Annotated in this window: 16 protein-coding genes; 5 read left to right on the top strand and 11 right to left on the bottom strand. The window is 73.3% G+C overall.

Annotated features, from left to right (window positions below; genetic code table 11):
- The coding region (locus tag C1A33_RS04710) for a zinc ribbon domain-containing protein (RefSeq protein WP_165818231.1) at positions 1 to 149 on the top strand (149 nt) is incomplete at its 5' end.
- A gap of 94 nt (positions 150 to 243) precedes the next feature.
- Positions 244 to 1,584, top strand: coding sequence for a globin domain-containing protein (locus C1A33_RS04705; RefSeq protein WP_207770162.1), 1,341 nt, complete (start codon positions 244 to 246; stop codon positions 1,582 to 1,584).
- A gap of 98 nt (positions 1,585 to 1,682) precedes the next feature.
- On the opposite strand, the gene C1A33_RS04700 is transcribed toward C1A33_RS04705, so the two are convergent.
- The 5 genes from C1A33_RS04700 to C1A33_RS04685 all read right to left on the bottom strand — a co-directional run bounded on the left by C1A33_RS04700 (position 1,683) and on the right by C1A33_RS04685 (position 7,354).
- Entirely contained in the window at positions 1,683 to 2,174 is a 492-nt protein-coding gene (locus tag C1A33_RS04700; RefSeq protein WP_101830290.1) for an SRPBCC family protein, read from the bottom strand.
- Complete coding sequence (locus C1A33_RS04695) at positions 2,171 to 2,995, bottom strand: hemerythrin domain-containing protein (protein ID WP_207770161.1); 825 nt, start codon at positions 2,993 to 2,995, stop codon at positions 2,171 to 2,173. The genes C1A33_RS04700 and C1A33_RS04695 overlap by 4 nt, the downstream gene beginning before the upstream one ends.
- Before the next feature lie 2 nt (positions 2,996 to 2,997).
- Complete coding sequence (locus C1A33_RS04690; protein WP_101830289.1) at positions 2,998 to 3,636, bottom strand: TetR/AcrR family transcriptional regulator; 639 nt, start codon at positions 3,634 to 3,636, stop codon at positions 2,998 to 3,000.
- A 174-nt stretch (positions 3,637 to 3,810) separates the two neighbouring features.
- Positions 3,811 to 4,845: a wHTH domain-containing protein gene (locus C1A33_RS37830; protein ID WP_423748035.1), complete on the bottom strand. Its 1,035-nt coding sequence runs from the start codon at positions 4,843 to 4,845 to the stop codon at positions 3,811 to 3,813.
- Positions 4,846 to 4,933: 88 nt separating this feature from the next.
- Positions 4,934 to 7,354, bottom strand: coding sequence for a toll/interleukin-1 receptor domain-containing protein (locus C1A33_RS04685; RefSeq protein WP_243407190.1), 2,421 nt, complete (start codon positions 7,352 to 7,354; stop codon positions 4,934 to 4,936).
- Positions 7,355 to 7,959: 605 nt separating this feature from the next.
- Here C1A33_RS04685 and C1A33_RS04675 point away from each other — a divergent pair.
- Both C1A33_RS04675 and C1A33_RS04670 read left to right on the top strand, forming a co-directional pair.
- Positions 7,960 to 8,445, top strand: a complete 486-nt coding sequence (locus C1A33_RS04675) for a hypothetical protein (RefSeq protein WP_101830287.1) — start codon at positions 7,960 to 7,962, stop codon at positions 8,443 to 8,445.
- Positions 8,446 to 8,609: 164 nt separating this feature from the next.
- Positions 8,610 to 9,326, top strand: coding sequence for a VIT1/CCC1 transporter family protein (locus C1A33_RS04670; RefSeq protein WP_243407189.1), 717 nt, complete (start codon positions 8,610 to 8,612; stop codon positions 9,324 to 9,326).
- 52 nt (positions 9,327 to 9,378) lie between these two features.
- Here the strand turns inward: C1A33_RS04670 and C1A33_RS04665 are convergent, their stop codons facing one another.
- The 4 genes from C1A33_RS04665 to C1A33_RS04650 all read right to left on the bottom strand — a co-directional run bounded on the left by C1A33_RS04665 (position 9,379) and on the right by C1A33_RS04650 (position 13,502).
- Positions 9,379 to 10,275 (bottom strand): CbtA family protein, encoded by an 897-nt coding sequence (locus tag C1A33_RS04665; RefSeq protein ID WP_101830286.1) that lies wholly within the window; start codon positions 10,273 to 10,275, stop codon positions 9,379 to 9,381.
- 14 nt (positions 10,276 to 10,289) lie between these two features.
- Positions 10,290 to 10,502 carry a CbtB domain-containing protein gene (locus C1A33_RS04660; protein WP_101830285.1) on the bottom strand — a complete coding sequence of 71 codons (213 nt, stop codon included), beginning with the start codon at positions 10,500 to 10,502 and terminating at the stop codon, positions 10,290 to 10,292.
- 277 nt (positions 10,503 to 10,779) lie between these two features.
- Positions 10,780 to 11,280 (bottom strand): hypothetical protein, encoded by a 501-nt coding sequence (locus tag C1A33_RS04655; protein WP_115537919.1) that lies wholly within the window; start codon positions 11,278 to 11,280, stop codon positions 10,780 to 10,782.
- 341 nt (positions 11,281 to 11,621) lie between these two features.
- Complete coding sequence (locus tag C1A33_RS04650) at positions 11,622 to 13,502, bottom strand: toll/interleukin-1 receptor domain-containing protein (protein WP_165818230.1); 1,881 nt, start codon at positions 13,500 to 13,502, stop codon at positions 11,622 to 11,624.
- A 265-nt stretch (positions 13,503 to 13,767) separates the two neighbouring features.
- Here C1A33_RS04650 and C1A33_RS36225 point away from each other — a divergent pair, with 265 nt between their 5' ends.
- A complete protein-coding gene (locus C1A33_RS36225; protein ID WP_243407188.1) occupies positions 13,768 to 14,076 on the top strand; it encodes an excalibur calcium-binding domain-containing protein in 309 nt (102 codons plus the stop codon).
- Between the two features lie 3 nt (positions 14,077 to 14,079).
- Here the strand turns inward: C1A33_RS36225 and C1A33_RS04640 are convergent, their stop codons facing one another.
- Together C1A33_RS04640 and C1A33_RS04635 are read right to left on the bottom strand one after the other, a co-directional pair.
- On the bottom strand, positions 14,080 to 14,778 hold the full coding sequence (locus tag C1A33_RS04640; RefSeq protein WP_101830282.1) for an MOSC domain-containing protein: 699 nt from the start codon (positions 14,776 to 14,778) through the stop codon (positions 14,080 to 14,082).
- A 278-nt stretch (positions 14,779 to 15,056) separates the two neighbouring features.
- On the bottom strand, positions 15,057 to 16,436 hold the full coding sequence (locus C1A33_RS04635) for a lamin tail domain-containing protein (protein WP_101830281.1): 1,380 nt from the start codon (positions 16,434 to 16,436) through the stop codon (positions 15,057 to 15,059).
- Positions 16,437 to 16,512: the final 76 nt, after the last annotated feature.

The raw sequence follows: 16,512 nt of genomic DNA, 5'->3' as shown, positions 1-16,512 counted from the left end.
TCGCATCATTGCCGCTCGACGTCCGACAGTGGACCTGCCGCTCCTGCGGCACCCACCACGACCGGGACGTCAACGCCGCACGGAACATTCTGGCCGCGGGGCTCGCGGTGTCAGCCTGTGGAGACGGAGTGAGACCACCCCGCTCCTAGAACGGGGAGGCATCTGTTGATGAAGCAGGAACCCGTATCGCGAGGCACGGGAATCCCCGGCCGGCAGCTTCAGCCCGGGGAGGATGCCAACATCGTGCTGACCGAGGAGTCCGCCGAGGTTCTGCGGACGACCGTCGGGATGGTCAGCGGACACGCCGACGCGATCACCGCAGCGTTCTACCGGCGCCTGCTCGCCGCCCATCCACCGTTGCGGCAGGTGTTCAACCAGGGCAGCCAGGCCACCGGCGAGCAGGCACGGGCCCTCGCCGCCGCCGTCGTCGGCTTCGCCGGGCACCTGCTGAGGACGCCGGGGCCAGCGCAGCCGGGGCAGCCGGGGCAGGCGTTCAACGGGGTGCTGCGCCGCATCGCCCACCGGCACGCCTCCCTCGGGGTCCGGCCGGACCAGTATCCGGTGGTCGGACAGCATCTGCTGGCCGCGATCGGCGAGGTCCTCGGCGAGGCGGTGACACCGCGGGTGCACCGCGCCTGGGATGAGATGTTCTGGTTGTTCGCGACGGCGCTGATCGCCGAGGAAGCGCGGATCTACCAGCGGGGCGGCTCCAATCCGGCGAACCCGTGGCGGTCCTGGCGGGTCACGGCCCGCACCGTCACGACGCCCGAGGTGCTCTCGCTCGACCTGGTGCCAGCCGGCATCGACCCCCTGCCGGACTACCTGCCCGGCCAGTACGTCTCGGTCGCGGTGGACCTGCCGGACGTCGGCCGCCAGGCCCGCCAGTACAGCCTGTCCCGGGCGCCGGGTGCGGGCAGCCTGCGGATCACCGTGCGCCGCGTGCCCGCGACGGGTGACGCCCCCGCCGGAGCCGTCTCCTCCCATCTGCACAACCGGGTCGCCGTCGGCGATCTACTCGACCTCAGCGCGCCGACCGGGCACGTCACGCTGGCCCCGGGCGCGGACCCGCTCGTCCTGATCAGCGCGGGAATCGGGACGGCACCCATGATCGCGATGCTGGGTCACACCGCGCGCCTGCGACCGGGGCGGACGGTGGTCGTCGCGCATGCCGACCGCTCCCCGGCCCACCACCCGCTGCGCACCGAGATGCTCGACCTCGCCGCGCTGCTGCGCGACGTCCGCCTGCACACCTGGTACGAGGCCGACACCCCGCCGGCCAAGGGCGCCCCCGCCGACGACCCAGGGCCGGGAGCGGGCGCGACGCGAGCGGCGGGACCGGCAGCGGCCTCCGGATCTGGCTCGGACAGGCCGGCACCCGGCCGGGCGGTGGCGTGCGAGATCCGGCACCGGGGCCGCATCGACGTCGACGCCCTGCCGCTGCCCGACGGCGCCCGGGTCTACCTGTGCGGTCCGCCGCCCTTCATGCGGGACGTGCGGGCCGGCCTGCTGCGACGCGGTGTGCCCGAGGCGCGGATTCGTTACGAGGTGTTCGGCTCCGACCCGTGGGCGGGCGCCCCTACCTGACGGCCCTCCTCCTGCGGGGGACGTCGGGCCGCTGGGCCGACAGGCCGACCTCTCGGTGGTACGGCGGTGTACGGCGGGCCCGCGGGGACGCGCCGGGGTCAGTTGACCCGTGCTGGTACCGGATTGCGGGCGGCGACGTCGCCGAGGCGGCGCAGATCGTCGGCGAGGGCGCCACGGCGGTCGCGATGGGCGGGCAGCAGCGCCGCGATCAGCACGTCCGCGAGGACGGGCAGGGTCAGGACGCGGTATCCCTGACGGATTCGCGTGCCGCCGTCGACCTCCGTGAGACGCACCCACCACTCGGTGCCGTCGCGCAGGACCGGTGAGCCGAACGTGCGCCACCGCAGTTCACGCGCATCCTCGACGGCGAGGATCTCGCACACCCGAGCCCAGCGGGAGCCTCCCGCCCGGTTGGTCCCGCGGAACCGCGCGCCGGGTGTCGCTGCCGTGGCTCCGTCCAGCCACCGTGCGCCATAGCACTCGTGACTCCACTCGCCGATCCGTGTGACGTCGGCGAGCACCGCCCAGACCGCCGAGGGCGAGGCGACGACGTCGACCTCGACCTCGCAGTGGCGCGGGAGGCGGTTCACCGTGACGCACGGGCGCGCGCATCGCCGGGCTGCTCGCGGTCCACCGGCCGGGGGGCGGGGGCACGCGAAGTGGCCACGGCGGACTCGGCGGAGGCGGAAGCCTCGGTGGCGGAGGTGGCGGAGGTGGCGGCGCTGCCCCACCGGGCGGAGGCGTGCCGGCGGTAGCGGGCGCCGAAGCCATACAGGACGATCAGTCGCGGAATCAGCGGCACCTGACCGAGCACGATCTCGCGCCGCTCCGGCTCCAGGCCGTCCAGCAGCCAGTGCCCTTCCTCCGCCAGCTCCGGCAGCGACTTGATCTTGATGTTGTAGGTCTGGTCCCACTCGTGCCACTGACGGTGGGTGAGTGTGGCCGCCACGAGGGGCATCGCCTCGGCCTCCTCGCGGTCGAGATGCGGGAACAGCACCGCGATCAGCTCGTCGAGCGCCTCGACCAGGCCCCGTCGCGCCGCGTCGGACGACAGCTCGTCCCTCGATCCCAGGGCGTCCGACCGCGCCCAGCGGCGGGCCGCGTGCGCGGTGGCGTTCATGGCGGGGTGGATTGCCTCGTGGTCGGCGCCCATCGCGTCGATCAGCTCGGCGGCGTCGGGGCTGGCCGTGGCGCGCACGAGCGGGTAGAGGCCGGCGTCCTCGCCGCCGTGGTGGCGCTCGAGAAACGCGATCATCCAGTCGACGTGGGCGGCGAGCGCAGCACGCCGGGGGCCGTCCGGGTAGGGGTGGGTGGTCAGGGCGGCGCGGACGCGGCGCAGATCCCGGCGCAGCGCGTCGTGGACGACGCCCATGATCCTTGTGTCCGCGGGGCCGTCCATGGCGGTTGTCATCGTCACTCCTGATCGTTCAGATCGATGATCGTTTTTGTGAGCCACGCCCGATAGGCGGCGGCGGTCCAGCCGGACCGGTTGACCAGCGCGTCGTAGACCTCCGCGCCGGCCAGCGCCCACAGCAGGTCGGTCTGCTGGCGGCGGGGCGGTCGGCCCAGCACGAGCGCGAGGCCGCGTCCGGTGTCGAGGCGCCGGTTCGCGTCGTCGGAGACCAGCCGCTCGGCCAGCTCCGGCTCGCTCGCGGCCCCTTCGCGCAGGGCGAGGAGCAGCCGCACCGTCCGCCCGTTGATCGCCGCGATCAGCTCGGCCGCAGCGGCGGCGCGTTCGGCGAGCGTGCGGCCCTCGCCGACGGCGCGGAACTCCGGTCGCTCGACGAGCGCCACCGGCTCGTCGTCGCCGACGAGGGCACCGTCGTAGGCCGCCGCGAACAGCGCCGGCTTGCGCCCGACCGCCGCGTAGACGGTCTCGACCGAGACGCTCGCCCTCGCGGCGATGTCCCGGACGCCGGCGCCCGCCCAGCCACGCTCGGCGAAGACCTCCCGAGCCGCCGCCACGACGGCCGTCCGTGTCTGGCGGGCCTGCTCCGCCCGCCGCGCCGACCGGTAGGGCCGCACGGCGGAGGGGGATGTGGTGTCGGGCATGCGCAGAAGTTAGAACGAAGGCGTTTTCAATACAAGCCCGTTTGCCCAATCTTCTACGCGACACCCGGGTCGCCCGTCCGACAGGGCGGCGCAGGGCGGGACCGCGCAGGCGGATCGGATCGCGCGGGGGAGGCGGTGTGCCGAGGACGATGGGACGGGCCCGTCAGGTCCGGATCAGCGGTCGAAGGTGTCCCGGTCGGGCACGGCGAACCCGAGCTCGGCGAGCCGGTCGACGATCCACCGGGGCGTCCACCGGTAGGTCCAGGACGCGACGAGGATCTCCGCTCGGGAGAACGGCCGGTCGACCAGCGGCCCGTCCGGCCCGTCCCGCAGGATGTCGACGATCGCGCAGTCGACCCCGTCGATGAAGGCCGTGCGGGCGGCCTCGGTCAACGCCGGCACCTCACACCCGAGCATGGCCAGCCGCTCGACGACCCGCCCCGGACTCCACCGCAGATATCCGGCGGCCCCGATGACGTGCGCGAGTCCGACAGGCCCATTGCCAAGCCACGGCCCGCAGCCGTCGAGCCAGGCACTGAGCAGCAGCGCATCCCGCGCGTTGAGGCCCGACGCAGTGCTCGGGCCTGACGACGGGGAATCGAGCCGGCGCTGCACCTGGTCGAGGAGGTCACCGTCGACCGGCAGATCCAACTCGGCGAAGACGTCCGCGACCTCGTCGGGTCGCCGGTTGCCGAACTCGGCGACCCCGAGGACCGTCGCCACCGAGATCGGCGCGTCGCCCAACCCGGTGGTGTCCGTCCGGTAGAAGGCGACGGTCACGACCGCCCGCTCGTCCGGGCTCATCTCCCGCAGATGCGCCGGCACCACGAATCCGAGCCGCGCGTAGCGGTCACGCACCTCGTTGACGTCGCATCCGAGTACACAGGCGGCATGCCGCAGGTGGGCCGCCGGCAGACGCCCGCCACCGCCGAGCCACGGCGGTCGCCCGTCGATGTGCCGGCCCAGCAGCACGAGATCGACAAGGTCGACCCGCTCGACGGAGGGCGGGCAGGCCGCCTCCTCCCCGTCCGCACCCGTCGCGCGCACGTCGAAGCCGAGCCGCCGCAGTCGGTCGGCCACGGCTGCGGGAGATCGCCCGGTGACAGCCGCGGCGGCGAGGACGTGACCGAAGGGCACCGGACCGCCCGGCAGCCACGGCGCCTCCCCGTCGATCCTCGACGACAGCAGATCCAGGTCGTCGGCGGTGATCTCGACGTCGAGGTCTCGCTCCCAGTCCGCCGGGGTGCCGCCCGGGGCGTCGGCCGAACCCGCCCGCCGGGCCGCGCCGACGCCCAGCTCACGCAGCCAGTGCGCCAGGGCCGCGGGACTGCGCCCGGCGAGCCGGGCCGCAGCCAGCAGCCGCCGCCTGGTGCTGGCAGCGGGCGGACAGGGCCCGCCCGGACCGGCCTCGCTTCTGCCACTGGGCGCCGCGGATGGTCTCGGCCAGCGCGGCGAGGTCGACGGCGTCGGCGACACCGAGATGCTCGACGACGACCACGGGCAGCGCGGCCGGTTCGAGCGCCATCCGGTGGGCGACGGCGAGCAGGTAGCCGACGAAACGCTCCCGCAGGGTCATCTCGTCGGCGGTCGCCGCCGCCACCGTCACCTGGTCGCGCAGCGTGGCGGCGCGGCCGGGGCGGTTCAGGTAGGCCGGTTCCGCGCGCAGGGCGGTGAGCAGCGCGATGATCCGCGGGCCGGTGAGGACCTCCCCGATGGGCAGGTCCGGGTCGAGGCCGCCGAGCAGCTCGCCGAGGACCGGGCCGAGCTGGGAGCCGGAGCGCCAGACGGACCAGCGGTGCGCGAGCCACCAGCCGATCGCCTCGGCGGCCGCCGCGTCTGCGGTGCGCCTCGCCCGGTCGATCCGGCGCAGCAGCCGGGGATGGCGACCGGAGAAGGACGCGAAGTCCGCGGTCAGGGCCGCCGCCGCACCACTTCTCAGGTCCGCCGTCGCGCCGGCGCCGGGATGCGCGACGGTGGCGTCGGCGACGAGGATCGCGCCGACCGCCTCGCCCAGGAACGGCATGGCGACCAGCAGCGCGGCCTCGGCGGGGCTGAGCGGCGGCGGCTCGGTGCCAAGCAGGCGGGCGAGGAACTCGACCCGCTTCACCAGCCGCAGCGCGAGCTGCTGGTCGAGCCAGGGGTCGGCGGGCAGGCGGGCGGCCGCCCGATCCCGCGCCCCACCGAGGACGCCGGCCAGCTCGATCGTCGCGGTACGCAGCTCCTCGGCGCCGGGTGTGTCCGTCATGAGCGTCCAGGCGGCGTGCCGCTCGGCCGCCCGGCGCCAGGGATGGTCCGCCACGGCGGACGCGCCGGCGACCGGCGCGGCCGGGAACGGCCGGAAGCGGGCCGGATCGCAGTGCTCGACGACACGCAGCTCGCACGGCTCGCCCCGGCCCGCGACTGCCGGTGTGCCGCAGGACGGGCCAGCCTGATCCCCCGCGTCGCCGGGCCAGCCCGAGCCGTCGCGCCCACCCGGACCGCCGAGGCTGGTGGGCGCCATCGCGGTCAGGTGCCGCCGCAGCGCCGCTCGCAGCGCGGGCAGGTCGGCGGGTGCCGGGCGTTCACCGAGGACCTCGGTCAACACCCGCAGCAGCGGGGACGCGGCGTGCGGATACCGGGTACGCCGGACGAGGTAGGCATGGTCGGTGCCGTCCCCCGGGGACAGGCGGCCCTCGGACCAGCCGTCCTCGGTGAGTGTCACCCGTAGCGCCTCGTCGAGGTCGTCCGCGGCGTCGACGAGCACGAGGACGCGCCGCGCGGGGCTGCGGGAGATCGTCTCCGACCAGTCGAGGCGCACGCAGACATCCCAGAACGGCTGGTAGCCGGTGTCGGCGTCGGCCGGGACGAGGAAGTCTCGGCCGTCGTGGTGGACACCGTGACCGGCGAGGAGCAGCAACAGGGTGTCGGCCGGGCCGGCGTCGCGCAGGAAGGAGTGAATCGCCGTCTTGACGGCGCTGCCGCCGAGGCGCGACCGGTCGTGGACCTCAGCCCGGTAGCCGACCCCCTCCAGCGCCTCCGCGACCGCGTCCAGCTGCGGCGTGAGCTCGGGCCGCGCGGGCAGGGCGTCGTCCTCATAGCCGGCGACGCCGATCAGCAGCGCGCGGCACTCCCCCACTTCGGCGCCGGGAGCGGCCCGGCCGGACGGCGCCGTGATCGTCGGGCCCGCCGCCACGCTGTCGGAGTGGCCGGGGAAGGTCGGTGCCGCGCTGGTGGCAGGTGCTCTCGGCGGCATCGGGCCGCCGCCGGGAAAGCGCGGCTCGGCCGGTGGCTTCGCTCGCCCGGCGATGGCCTCGCGGACAGCCTGGAGAAGGGCGTCCCGCGCGTCCTGCGGCGACAGCGAGAACAGATCGACCGATACCCGCTGGTTGAGGACGCCGGGACGCGGGCAGGCTTCGATCCGCACCGGCAACAGCCGGCGATCGGCACCGGTGGGATCGGCGGCGAAGGCAGCCTGCCATTCCTGCTCACCGAAGACCGACTCCAGATAGGCGTTCGAGCAGACGGCGAGCGTACGGGTGCTGTAGCGGATGCCGTCCTGCATTGTCGCCGTCCAGTTCGAACCAGCGACCATGTCCCAGGCCTGCACGAGCACCCGGAAATCCGCCGACTCGAGCTGCCACGCGATCCATTCCGCCCAGGAACGATCTCGGGCCGTGTAGGACACGAAGAAGTCCCATCGGCCCTCGCCAGACGGCTGATTCCACCCCCCGATACTCATCATCCGAATTGTGACAGGTCGCTCAACGTCACCGACGCGAGCGCGGCGGTTCCCGGATGCGACCTCGTCACGACGTGGGGTGGGGACAAGCCCCGGCGCGGCGGGCGGGGGCACGCGAGCGCATCCTGCGCACCGCGGAGGGACAACACCGCGGAGCGACAACACGGCGGTCGAGGCGGCGGGAACCCTGCCGGCGGTGGAGGAGGCGGTGATCCGGCACAGGATGGCGTTCACCGCGCGGCTGACCGACCTTGCCCGGCAGGCCGCCGCCGCGGTACGGCGGGGGCCGAGAATCGGCCGGACGGCGACCGTGGTTGTCTTCTGGCGATGGCATCCCGCTCCCGGTCCAGGCGCCGGAACCTCCCGACCTCCAGAGGTTCCGCTGCCGACGCGGCCCGCGCCAGTGGCACGGTCGTGGCCGCGGAACGAGATCGTCCCGGCCGGGGCAATGCCGGCCCCGGGTTTTCCCCGATGGGACGGGGATCCGGCTTTTGCGATGCTGCGTATGCGCTTTACGAAAGGTGACGAATGGGACGGCGCCCGGCTGATGGAACGCCGGCGGTGACCCATCGGTGCGACCGCTGCCGCTGCCAGGGCGAGCCCACATGAGCATCGTCCCGGTATGGGAGGTCGACCCGCTGGAGCTGCCCACGCTGGAGCTTCCCGAAACCGACGGCCTCGTGCTGGCCGGAGCCTCGGGCGCGCGGGACGGCTCCGGTGGCGGGTGCGTCGAGGTCGAGTTCCTGGCGGTCGACGCGGACGAGCTGCTGCGCAGGGCGGTGGAGGCGGCCGCCTGGCCGCACATCGGGTCCGTCACGGTGCACCCTGGCCGGGATCCGGCCGAGCGCACCCGGCTGGCCTTCCTGATCGGCCGGCAACTGCGGCTGGAACGCTCGGCCCGTGGCTGGGACTCGCCGGTGGTGACCCTCGGCTCGGCGCTGCGGCCCGAAGCGGCCGGCGGCCAGGGTCTGCGGATGGTGCCGCACCACGTGCGGCTGCGCTGCGGCGACCGCTGGAACCGGCACACGCTGTGGGAGGTCATGGGACTTCGCCAGTACGTCACCTGGCTGGATCGCCGCGCCCCCGGCTGACGATCGACCTCGGCCGGATGCGGTACCCGTCCGGGCGGAGGGCGTACCGAGCCGGACGAGGACGCCGCATCCGTACCAAACGGCCTGATGACGGCGAGATTCCTCACCTCGTGGCCCTGCCGTTCGCCGGGGTGCGGTGCCGATCATCGTGCTGTAATGCCGGGATGGCGGCGGCAGGCATGCGGATGGCGCGGCACCGGGAACGGCACGGCGTTCAGCGGGCCGGGTGGCTGCGGGCGGCCGTGCTCGGTGCGAACGACGGGCTGGTGTCGACGTCGAGCCTCGTCGTCGGGGTCGCGGCGAGCGGGGCGTCCGGGACCGCGGTTCTCACCGCGGGGCTGGCGGGGCTGACCGCGGGCGCGTTGTCGATGGCCGCCGGCGAGTATGTGTCCGTCAGCGCGCAGGCCGACGTGGAACATGCCGACCGGGCGCTCGAGCGGGCGGAGCTCGCGGCGAGCCCGGCGGCGGAGTTCGACGAACTGGTCGGCATCTACGAGCGCCGAGGCCTGCCGCGCGAGTTGGCGGAGCAGGTCGCGACGGCGCTGAGCGACCGGGACGCCCTCGCCGCGCACATGCGGGACGAGCTGGGGCACACCGAGCTCAGCCGGGCCCGACCGCTGCAGGCGTCGGCCGCGTCGGCGAGCAGTTTCGCCGTCGGCGCGCTGGTGCCGTTCATCGGGATGGCCGCCCCGGCCGGAAGGGCGCGGCTGACGCTGATCGTCGCGGCGACCATGCTGGGCCTCGCGGTGGCCGGGGCGCTCGGCGCCCGTACCGCCGGCACCGCACTGCTGCGCCCGACGCTGCGGGTGGTGCTCGGCGGCTGCGCGGCGATGGCGGTGACGGCACTGGTCGGCGTCCTCACCCACACCGCCGTCGGCTGAGCCCGGTCCGGGCGGGCGCTGCCCGCGCTCACCCGGACCGGGCAGTCGTCTCTCAGGCGGTGGTGGCGGCCTCCGACCGCATGGTGCCCGGCTCCGCCGCGGCCGGGCGGGGACGCTCACGCGCCGGGGAGGCGGCGAGACGCTCGGCGAGCGCGCCGAACCCAAGCGCGAGCGTCGCCCACAGGACCAGCTGGCTGATCACCGAGTAGAAGCGGAACCTGAACAGCAGGTCCGCCGGGAAACCCGGGTAGACGATCGTGCCGTCCGGTGCCCGCAGCGGCTGCGGGGTCTCGGTGGCGACGTTGCCGTACTCGGCCTTGTTGATACCCAGATGCCCCAGTGCCGGCAGCAGCCCCATCGCGATGCCGACCAGGACCAGAAAGACCAGCGCGCCGAGCAGGCTGGCGTTCCACCCGCCGACGCGGCCGGCAAGCCAGCGGGCCGCCAGCACGGCGAGCACCATCGAGATCACCGAGATGGCGATCATCGCCAGGTACAGCACGCTGCGCTCGCCGATCGTCTCCTCATGCCCGACCGCCGGCGGGTTGGCCGGGTACTTGGCGAACGGGATCAGGTACAGGCTGACGAAGCCGGCGGCGGCCAGCAGCGCGGCGAGCACCCGCGGCCGCAGGCCCGGGTAGCGGCGCGAGACGATCAGGTAGGCGACGACGAACAGGCCGCCCATCGCCAGCCCGAAGATCGCCATGCCCACGCCGATGCCGACGTTGCGCTGCACGGACCGGCTGAAGACCTCAGCGGCCTCGGCGCCGTGGCTGTGCCCGCCGTGACTCGCGGCCGCGTTCAGCGACTCCTGCGCCGCGTCCCGGCCGGCCTCGTAGTCGATCGCGTCCTGGATGAAGGGCTCGGCGAAGATGCGGGCGAAGACGAACGCCAGCAGCCCGCCGAGCAGACCCACACCGAGGCCGCGGTAGATGTAGCGGAACTCCATCGCGCGGCCCCCGCTCAGTGGCAGGGGAAGCCGAGGAAGTGGCGCGCGTCGTGCACGAACTCGTGGATGTGCGTGTCCGAACCGAACAGCGACGTCGCTCCCTGGTCGATGCCGAGGAAGTACAGCAGCAGCAGCGACAGCAGCGCCGTGAGTCCCAGCGCCGCCCGGCGGGCGGTGAGCGGGAAGGTGACCGAGCGTTGCCGTGACTGTGCGATGGGAGTGGTCACAAAGGGCCTCCTGAGGGATCGTGCGTCCCGGACATGCGGGCAGCCCGTGCTCGGGTCTGACTTCCGGGCTCCACCGCCGCTCAGGGCGGACGGAGTCCGGTCACAGCGGCGCGACCGTGCCGGATTTCCGCCGGCTTCCTCACACAGGCGATCGGAGTATGCGGTTCCGATCCGGTCGCTGTCAACGCGGACGAAACCGGCAAAAACCCGCATCGCGGCTGGTAACGACATCGTGATGCCGCGGCGCGGGGCCACGGTGGATCGATCAGGACCGGAATCAGCCCGCGCCGACGCGGCGCACGATGGCGGACAGTTCGCCCTGGAACGTCGCGCCAAGCCGGGTCACCGTGCCCTGAAAGGTCCCCGGGCCGTTCTTCGCCCTGCTCAGCCAGTTCTCCGGGAGCTCCACCCGGTCACCGACACGCAGCGGCGACCGGCCGCACCATCGGTAGGCATAGCCGTCGACCTCGACGACCTGGTCGCCATCGAGATCGTGATAACGATGCGCGTCGTCGAGGCATCGCTCAAGGTCGCGGACCCGGTCCCGAAGCTGCTCGACCTCATGGCGGCACATTTCCTGGCCGCTTTCCCAACCTCGGCGGTGACCAAGGCCCATCCCCCGCTGATACGCCTCGGCAACGTCCCGCTCATGGTCGGTGAGGTGGGTGCGGCAGGCGATCTCCGGCCCGTACAACCGCACCTTGCAGGGCTTTCCGGACCGGGTCGGCCGCCCGCACGTCCGGATCTCGACCAGCTGATCGTCTACTCGACTGTCCATGCCGTCGCCACCGATCTCATCGTTGTCAGGGATGACGGGGGCAACTATAACCAGGAAAAGTACGGGGTCGATGGGCGGTTAGCGTACTTTTCCACCATTGGAAGTCGGCCGCGCAGCCACGGCCCTACTCTTGGCGAAAGGATCGCGCGGAGACGGAACGTCCCGCCAGGTCAGCGCGTTATTGATTTTCTCCGCGTCAGAAACGATGCGATCCGACCAGGCATCCCACGCCCGATCCCCGCCAGTCGGCGGCAATTACGCCACTGTCGGCCGATGCCATTATGACCACGCGGCCAGTCCAGAAACAACGTGCGCCGGCGACTCCGGGCGCGGCACCCGGCTCAGGCCCTGGACCACAGCCGCACGGCGCCGTCCAGGTAGCCGCCGGCGAGCGTTCGTGAGTCCGCGTCGACCGACAGCGCACAGGCCGCGCCATGCCCATCGGACCCGAACACGGTCGGGTTTCCCACCCGCTCGCGATTCACCGTGTTCCAGACCCGCACCGTTCCGTCCGCGCCAGCTGCCGCCAGCATCGCGCCATCCGGGAACCAGGCGAGGTCGTACACCGCCCCGGTCCCGCCGTTCAGCGGCGTCCCCAGCAACCGGGGACTGGCTGGATCGGCGACGTTCCAGAGCTGTACCGCGCCGTCAGCGCCCCCCACAGCAAGGGTCCGGCCGTCGGACGACCAGGCCAGGGCGAACACCGGCCCCGTCGGGCCGCGCAGGGATGAGCCGATGAACGCACGATGGGCGGTGTCCACCAGCAGCACCGACCCGTCGGACACGCTGGCGGCGAAGAGGGCACCGGCGGAGGCGAACGTGTACCACTGCACACCGCCGACGGCCGCGCGCACCTCGGCGGTCAGCGGCAGCGGCACCGGACGGGCGCCACCGTCACCAGTGACCGCCCAGGAACGCGCGATGTTGTCGCTCTCGATGTCGACGACCCTGTCACAGCTCGCGGGAAAGGAGATCCGGGGCACCCTGTCCGTGCCGTCGATCGACCATCGGGGCGGGTCCTGCGCCCGGCTCAGGCCGCTGGCGGACACCTCGGCGGATGCTCCCCGCCCCTTTTCGCACGACAGACTCCGGCCTGTCGGGCTCGCCGGACCGGCCCCCGCAAGCAGCGCCCACTGCTGGGCGGAGCCGCCCGCGTCCGCGGTCACCAGTGACGTGCCCCCCGCCAGCAGGGCCAGCGCGATCGCAGGTCTGCCGGAGCGAGAGACCACCTGGCCGACCAGGCGCAGCCCGCTGGCGCCCGGCGACGTGCCCGCGGTCCAGGGCGAGCCGCCGCGGGACGTCACATCCAGCGGCGGTGGGGCCGTCGTCGCGGCGGTCGTCGCCGCAGTTGCCGGCGCCGGCGCCGGCGCCGGCCGCCTCGGGTGATCTGGTGCGGCGGCGGACCGGTCGGCGTCGTGATCGCCTCCGCCCTGACGCGCCGTCGCGCCGTGGAGGGCGCCGGCACCGGCGCCGAGAGCGACGACGAGGCCGGCGGCCAACGCCACGACGGCCCGCGCGGACCACCGCGGGTGGCGTGGCGCGCGGCGTCGGCGCCGCCGGCCACCGCCCCGGGCCTCCCGAGGGGCGGCACCCGTGGGACCCGTAGCACCCGTAGCACCCGTGTCGGAGACTTCCTCAGCGGTGCCTGGCGGCGGCTTCACATCGCGGGCCGCGCCCGACCTCGAACCGCCGTTCTGACCTGGACCATCAGCCGGGCCTGGGCCGCCTGGAAAGGGCGGCGCGTCGCGTGGTTTCGCGCGGCCGCTGTCGACCGCCTCGAACGCCGCCAGGAGATGACCGCGGGCAGCCTCTTCGGCCAGGCCGAACAGGTCGATCGGGCGCACCTGGCCGAGCAGCGCGGGTGGTTCGCACTCCTCGACACGGATCACCAGAAGCCGGCGGCGCCGGCCGTCGGGATCGGTGTCCATCGCCGCGCGCCATTCCGGCCGGGCCGACATCGCGGCCAGGGTGGCCGGCGACACCACCGCGGCGACATGGCGGGCGCCGGAAAGAACGTGCTGGACCTGCTCGGTCTGCTGTGTTCCTGCGACGGAATCCCAGTTTCGAAGCCATATTTTTAGCCCGACTTCCTCGAGCACCCAGGCAAGCCATTCGGCCCAGCCCTGATCGGTCCCCTCGTTGAAGATGGCCACGTCACACTTGGTCCAGGCGTGTGTCCCGGCCTCCGGCACACCGGAGGCATTCACGGACTGGAGTGCCATGCGGTAAGCGTGCCAGAGCGTCAGCAGGCGGGAGAAGGCAGGGCCACCCCCTGGCTTCGACATTGCCGCGCGCGTGTAGCCTCCGACACACAGAACTTCGGGGGGAACACGAACTATGCAAGGACGATTCCGATCGCGCCGCCGTCTGGCGATGGCCGCTTGCTGCCTTTCTCTGGCGGCCGGCCTGACCGCCGGATGCGGCTCGGGCGGCGATGCCGCCGAAGCGGGAGCGGCGGCGCCGCCGGCGGGAGACAGCGGAAGCCAGGTGGCAACTCTCACACCTACGCCGACAGCGGCCGGTGCCACCGCCACACGGGCCGCTGTCACACAGTCCATCGCGACAACCGCCCCGGCAACCCTGCCAGGCCAGGCCGCGCAGCCACCAGCGGCCGACCCACCCGCGCACCAGCCGGCAGCCGACCAGCCCCAGGCCGGCCAGTCGCCGGCTTCCTCGAGTACCTACTACCGGAACTGCGCCGCGGCACGGGCCGCCGGGGTGGCGCCGCTGCACCGTGGTGAACCCGGCTACGACAGCCACCTGGACCGGGACGGCGACGGCATCGCCTGCGAGTGACGCTCACCCGCCCGCGGCGCCCACTCCCTGCGCGGCGCCGCGGGCGGGGGCCGCGGTGGGCCCGCGACGCTCCCGGGCGGCGGTCCGGCGGCGCACGGTCGCCGCGACGTCCGCGGGCAGCACGTTCACCAGGGGGGCGAGCTCGGCGAGCAGGTCCGGCTCGGTGGTCAGGGCACGCAACGCCCGTCCCACGGTCATGTCGTGCGCGGGCCGGTGGGTGATCGTGATCGGGTCTCCCGCCGTGACCTCGCCCTCGACGAGAACCCGCAGGTAGGCGCCTGGCCGTCCGCGCCGGACGAAGCGCCCGACGAGATCGGGCACGTCCCAGAAGCCGGCGAAGACCCGGCACGGCACCCGCGGCGCGGTGACCTCGAACTCGGTCGACCCGATCGCCCAGCGCTCGCCGATACGCGCGCCCGTCACGTCCAGCCCGGCGGTGGTGAAGTTCTCGCCGAAGCTGCCAGGGCGCAGCTCACGGCCGATGTCCCGCGACCACCAGGCGAAGTCCTCGGCGGCGTACGCGTATCCGGCGCGGTCGGCGCCGCCATGATGGCTACGGTCGACGATGGTGTCACCGTCCAGACCGAGCACCCCGACGCGCACCGGGCCCCGCGCCGGTCGCTTGTCGATGCCCGTGCGTCCCATCCGCCCGGTCCACTCCCCCGTCCGCACGACGGCGAGACTGACGGCGACAAGCCTCATGCGACGGCGTCTTCCTCCTCGTCCGGCGATCCTGGCGCCGGCCCCGACAGCAGCCGCGGCGCCGAAACAAGTGTCGCGTATCGCGGGAGGCCGCGGACCGCGGGCCAGAACGCGTCTCCGGGCATCAGGCCCGGGCGGACGCGGAAAGCGGACGCGGACATGTGGGTGGCGCCGTGGTCGGGACCGGACCGTGGGTGCTTGTGACGGGACCGCCGGGCAGGTGCCGCGGCGGTCCCGTCACGGATGAACCCGGCAGAGGACCGGGCTCCTGGTCAGGGTCAGCAGGTCAGGGTGCCGGTGCGCAGCGCGTGGCTGCCGTCGTTGCTGTCATCGGACCAGACGGCGGGCTTGACGCCACTCACGCAGGCGTCCTGGGGAGCGAGAGCGAAGCCCTCGTTGTTGTAGTTGGACATCCCGGTGGGGCGGGCGTGCACCGCGGTGACGGCGAACCGGCCCTGGGCGTTGATGTCGAGGGTCGCGGTGCGGCCGGAGCAGGTGTCGTCGCAGGCCGCCCACAGATGGCCGGTCGCCGGCTCGTACTCGAGGTCCATCACCGCGGCGAAGCCGCTGGCGATGGTGGCGACCCGGGTGTAGGCGGTGCCGGCCTGGTTGAGGGCGTAGGCGTACACCGTCCCGTTGGCCTCCAGGCCGACGAAGTAGAGACCGCTGCCGTGGCCGGCGTAGGTCGCCGGGTCGTAGACGGCGCCCGTGTGGTCGTCGCGGAATCCGTGCGCGGTGAGGTAGGAGTCGGGAATCCACGAGATGGCCTCGAGGCCGCTGTTCGCGGCCACGGCGGGCAGGTCCGCGGTGAGGTTCCACTCGGCGGTGGCGGTGAGCGAGGAGGCCGTCGAGGAGGCGTCGTAGCGCAGGACCTTCAGCAGGCTGACGGTGTCATGGCTGTTGTCGCGCTCGGTGGAGACCACCATGCCGTCCGGGGTGATGGCCACGCCCTCCGCGTCCGGATCACCACTGCCGTTGGCGTAGTGCAGCGCCTTGCCCGCGGACCAGCCACCGGTGGTGTCGGGGCTCCAGGTCGTGCCGCTCGGCACCAGTTTGTAGAGCGTGCCCGGCCCGTTCTTCACCGCCCACAGCACGCTGGAGGTCTGGTACGACAGGCCGCTGACGTTGGTGCCGAGCACGCCCGCGCCGTCGGCGACGCTGACGGACGAGCCGCCCGGCCACGCCGTCACCGGGATGACGCAGGAGTTCGGCGCGCCGCGGGTCGAGGCCGCGGTCGTCGCGAACGCGCCGGTGCCGTCCGGGCAGCGGCCGTAGGTCGTCGACGCGTGCGACGTCCAGGTGTAGGAGTCCACCAGCGTCGTGCCGCCCGGCTGGTAGAGCCGCACCGAGTCGGAGCTGCCCAGGCCGAACGCCGATTCGACGTCGACGACCAGGTGGCCGCCGGCCGGCAGCGAGGTCCCCGCGGCGATGGTGAACGTGTGCGCGTTGTCGTTGTCCCTGACGACCCAGCCGGAGACGTCGACGGCCGCCGTGCCGATGTTCGTCAGCTCGACCCAGTCACCGGGTGTGCCGCCGCTGGACTCGACCTCGTTGATCCGCACGTCCGACGCCGCCGCCGATGCCGGGCCGACAAGGCCGGTGGCGACGAGGGTGAGGGCGGCGAGGGGCACGGTCAGGGCGACGGCGACGCGTCGCATCCGGCCACGCAGATTCCTGGGCAATGCAGCTGCTCCTTCACGGAGAATCCGAACGAAAGAGTGCGCACCGTCGCAC

The sequence above is a fragment of the Frankia canadensis genome (genome assembly GCF_900197875.1).
Classification (GTDB): Bacteria; Actinomycetota; Actinomycetes; order Frankiales; family Frankiaceae; genus Frankia; species Frankia canadensis.
This window is presented reverse-complemented; position numbering and strand designations above follow the sequence as displayed.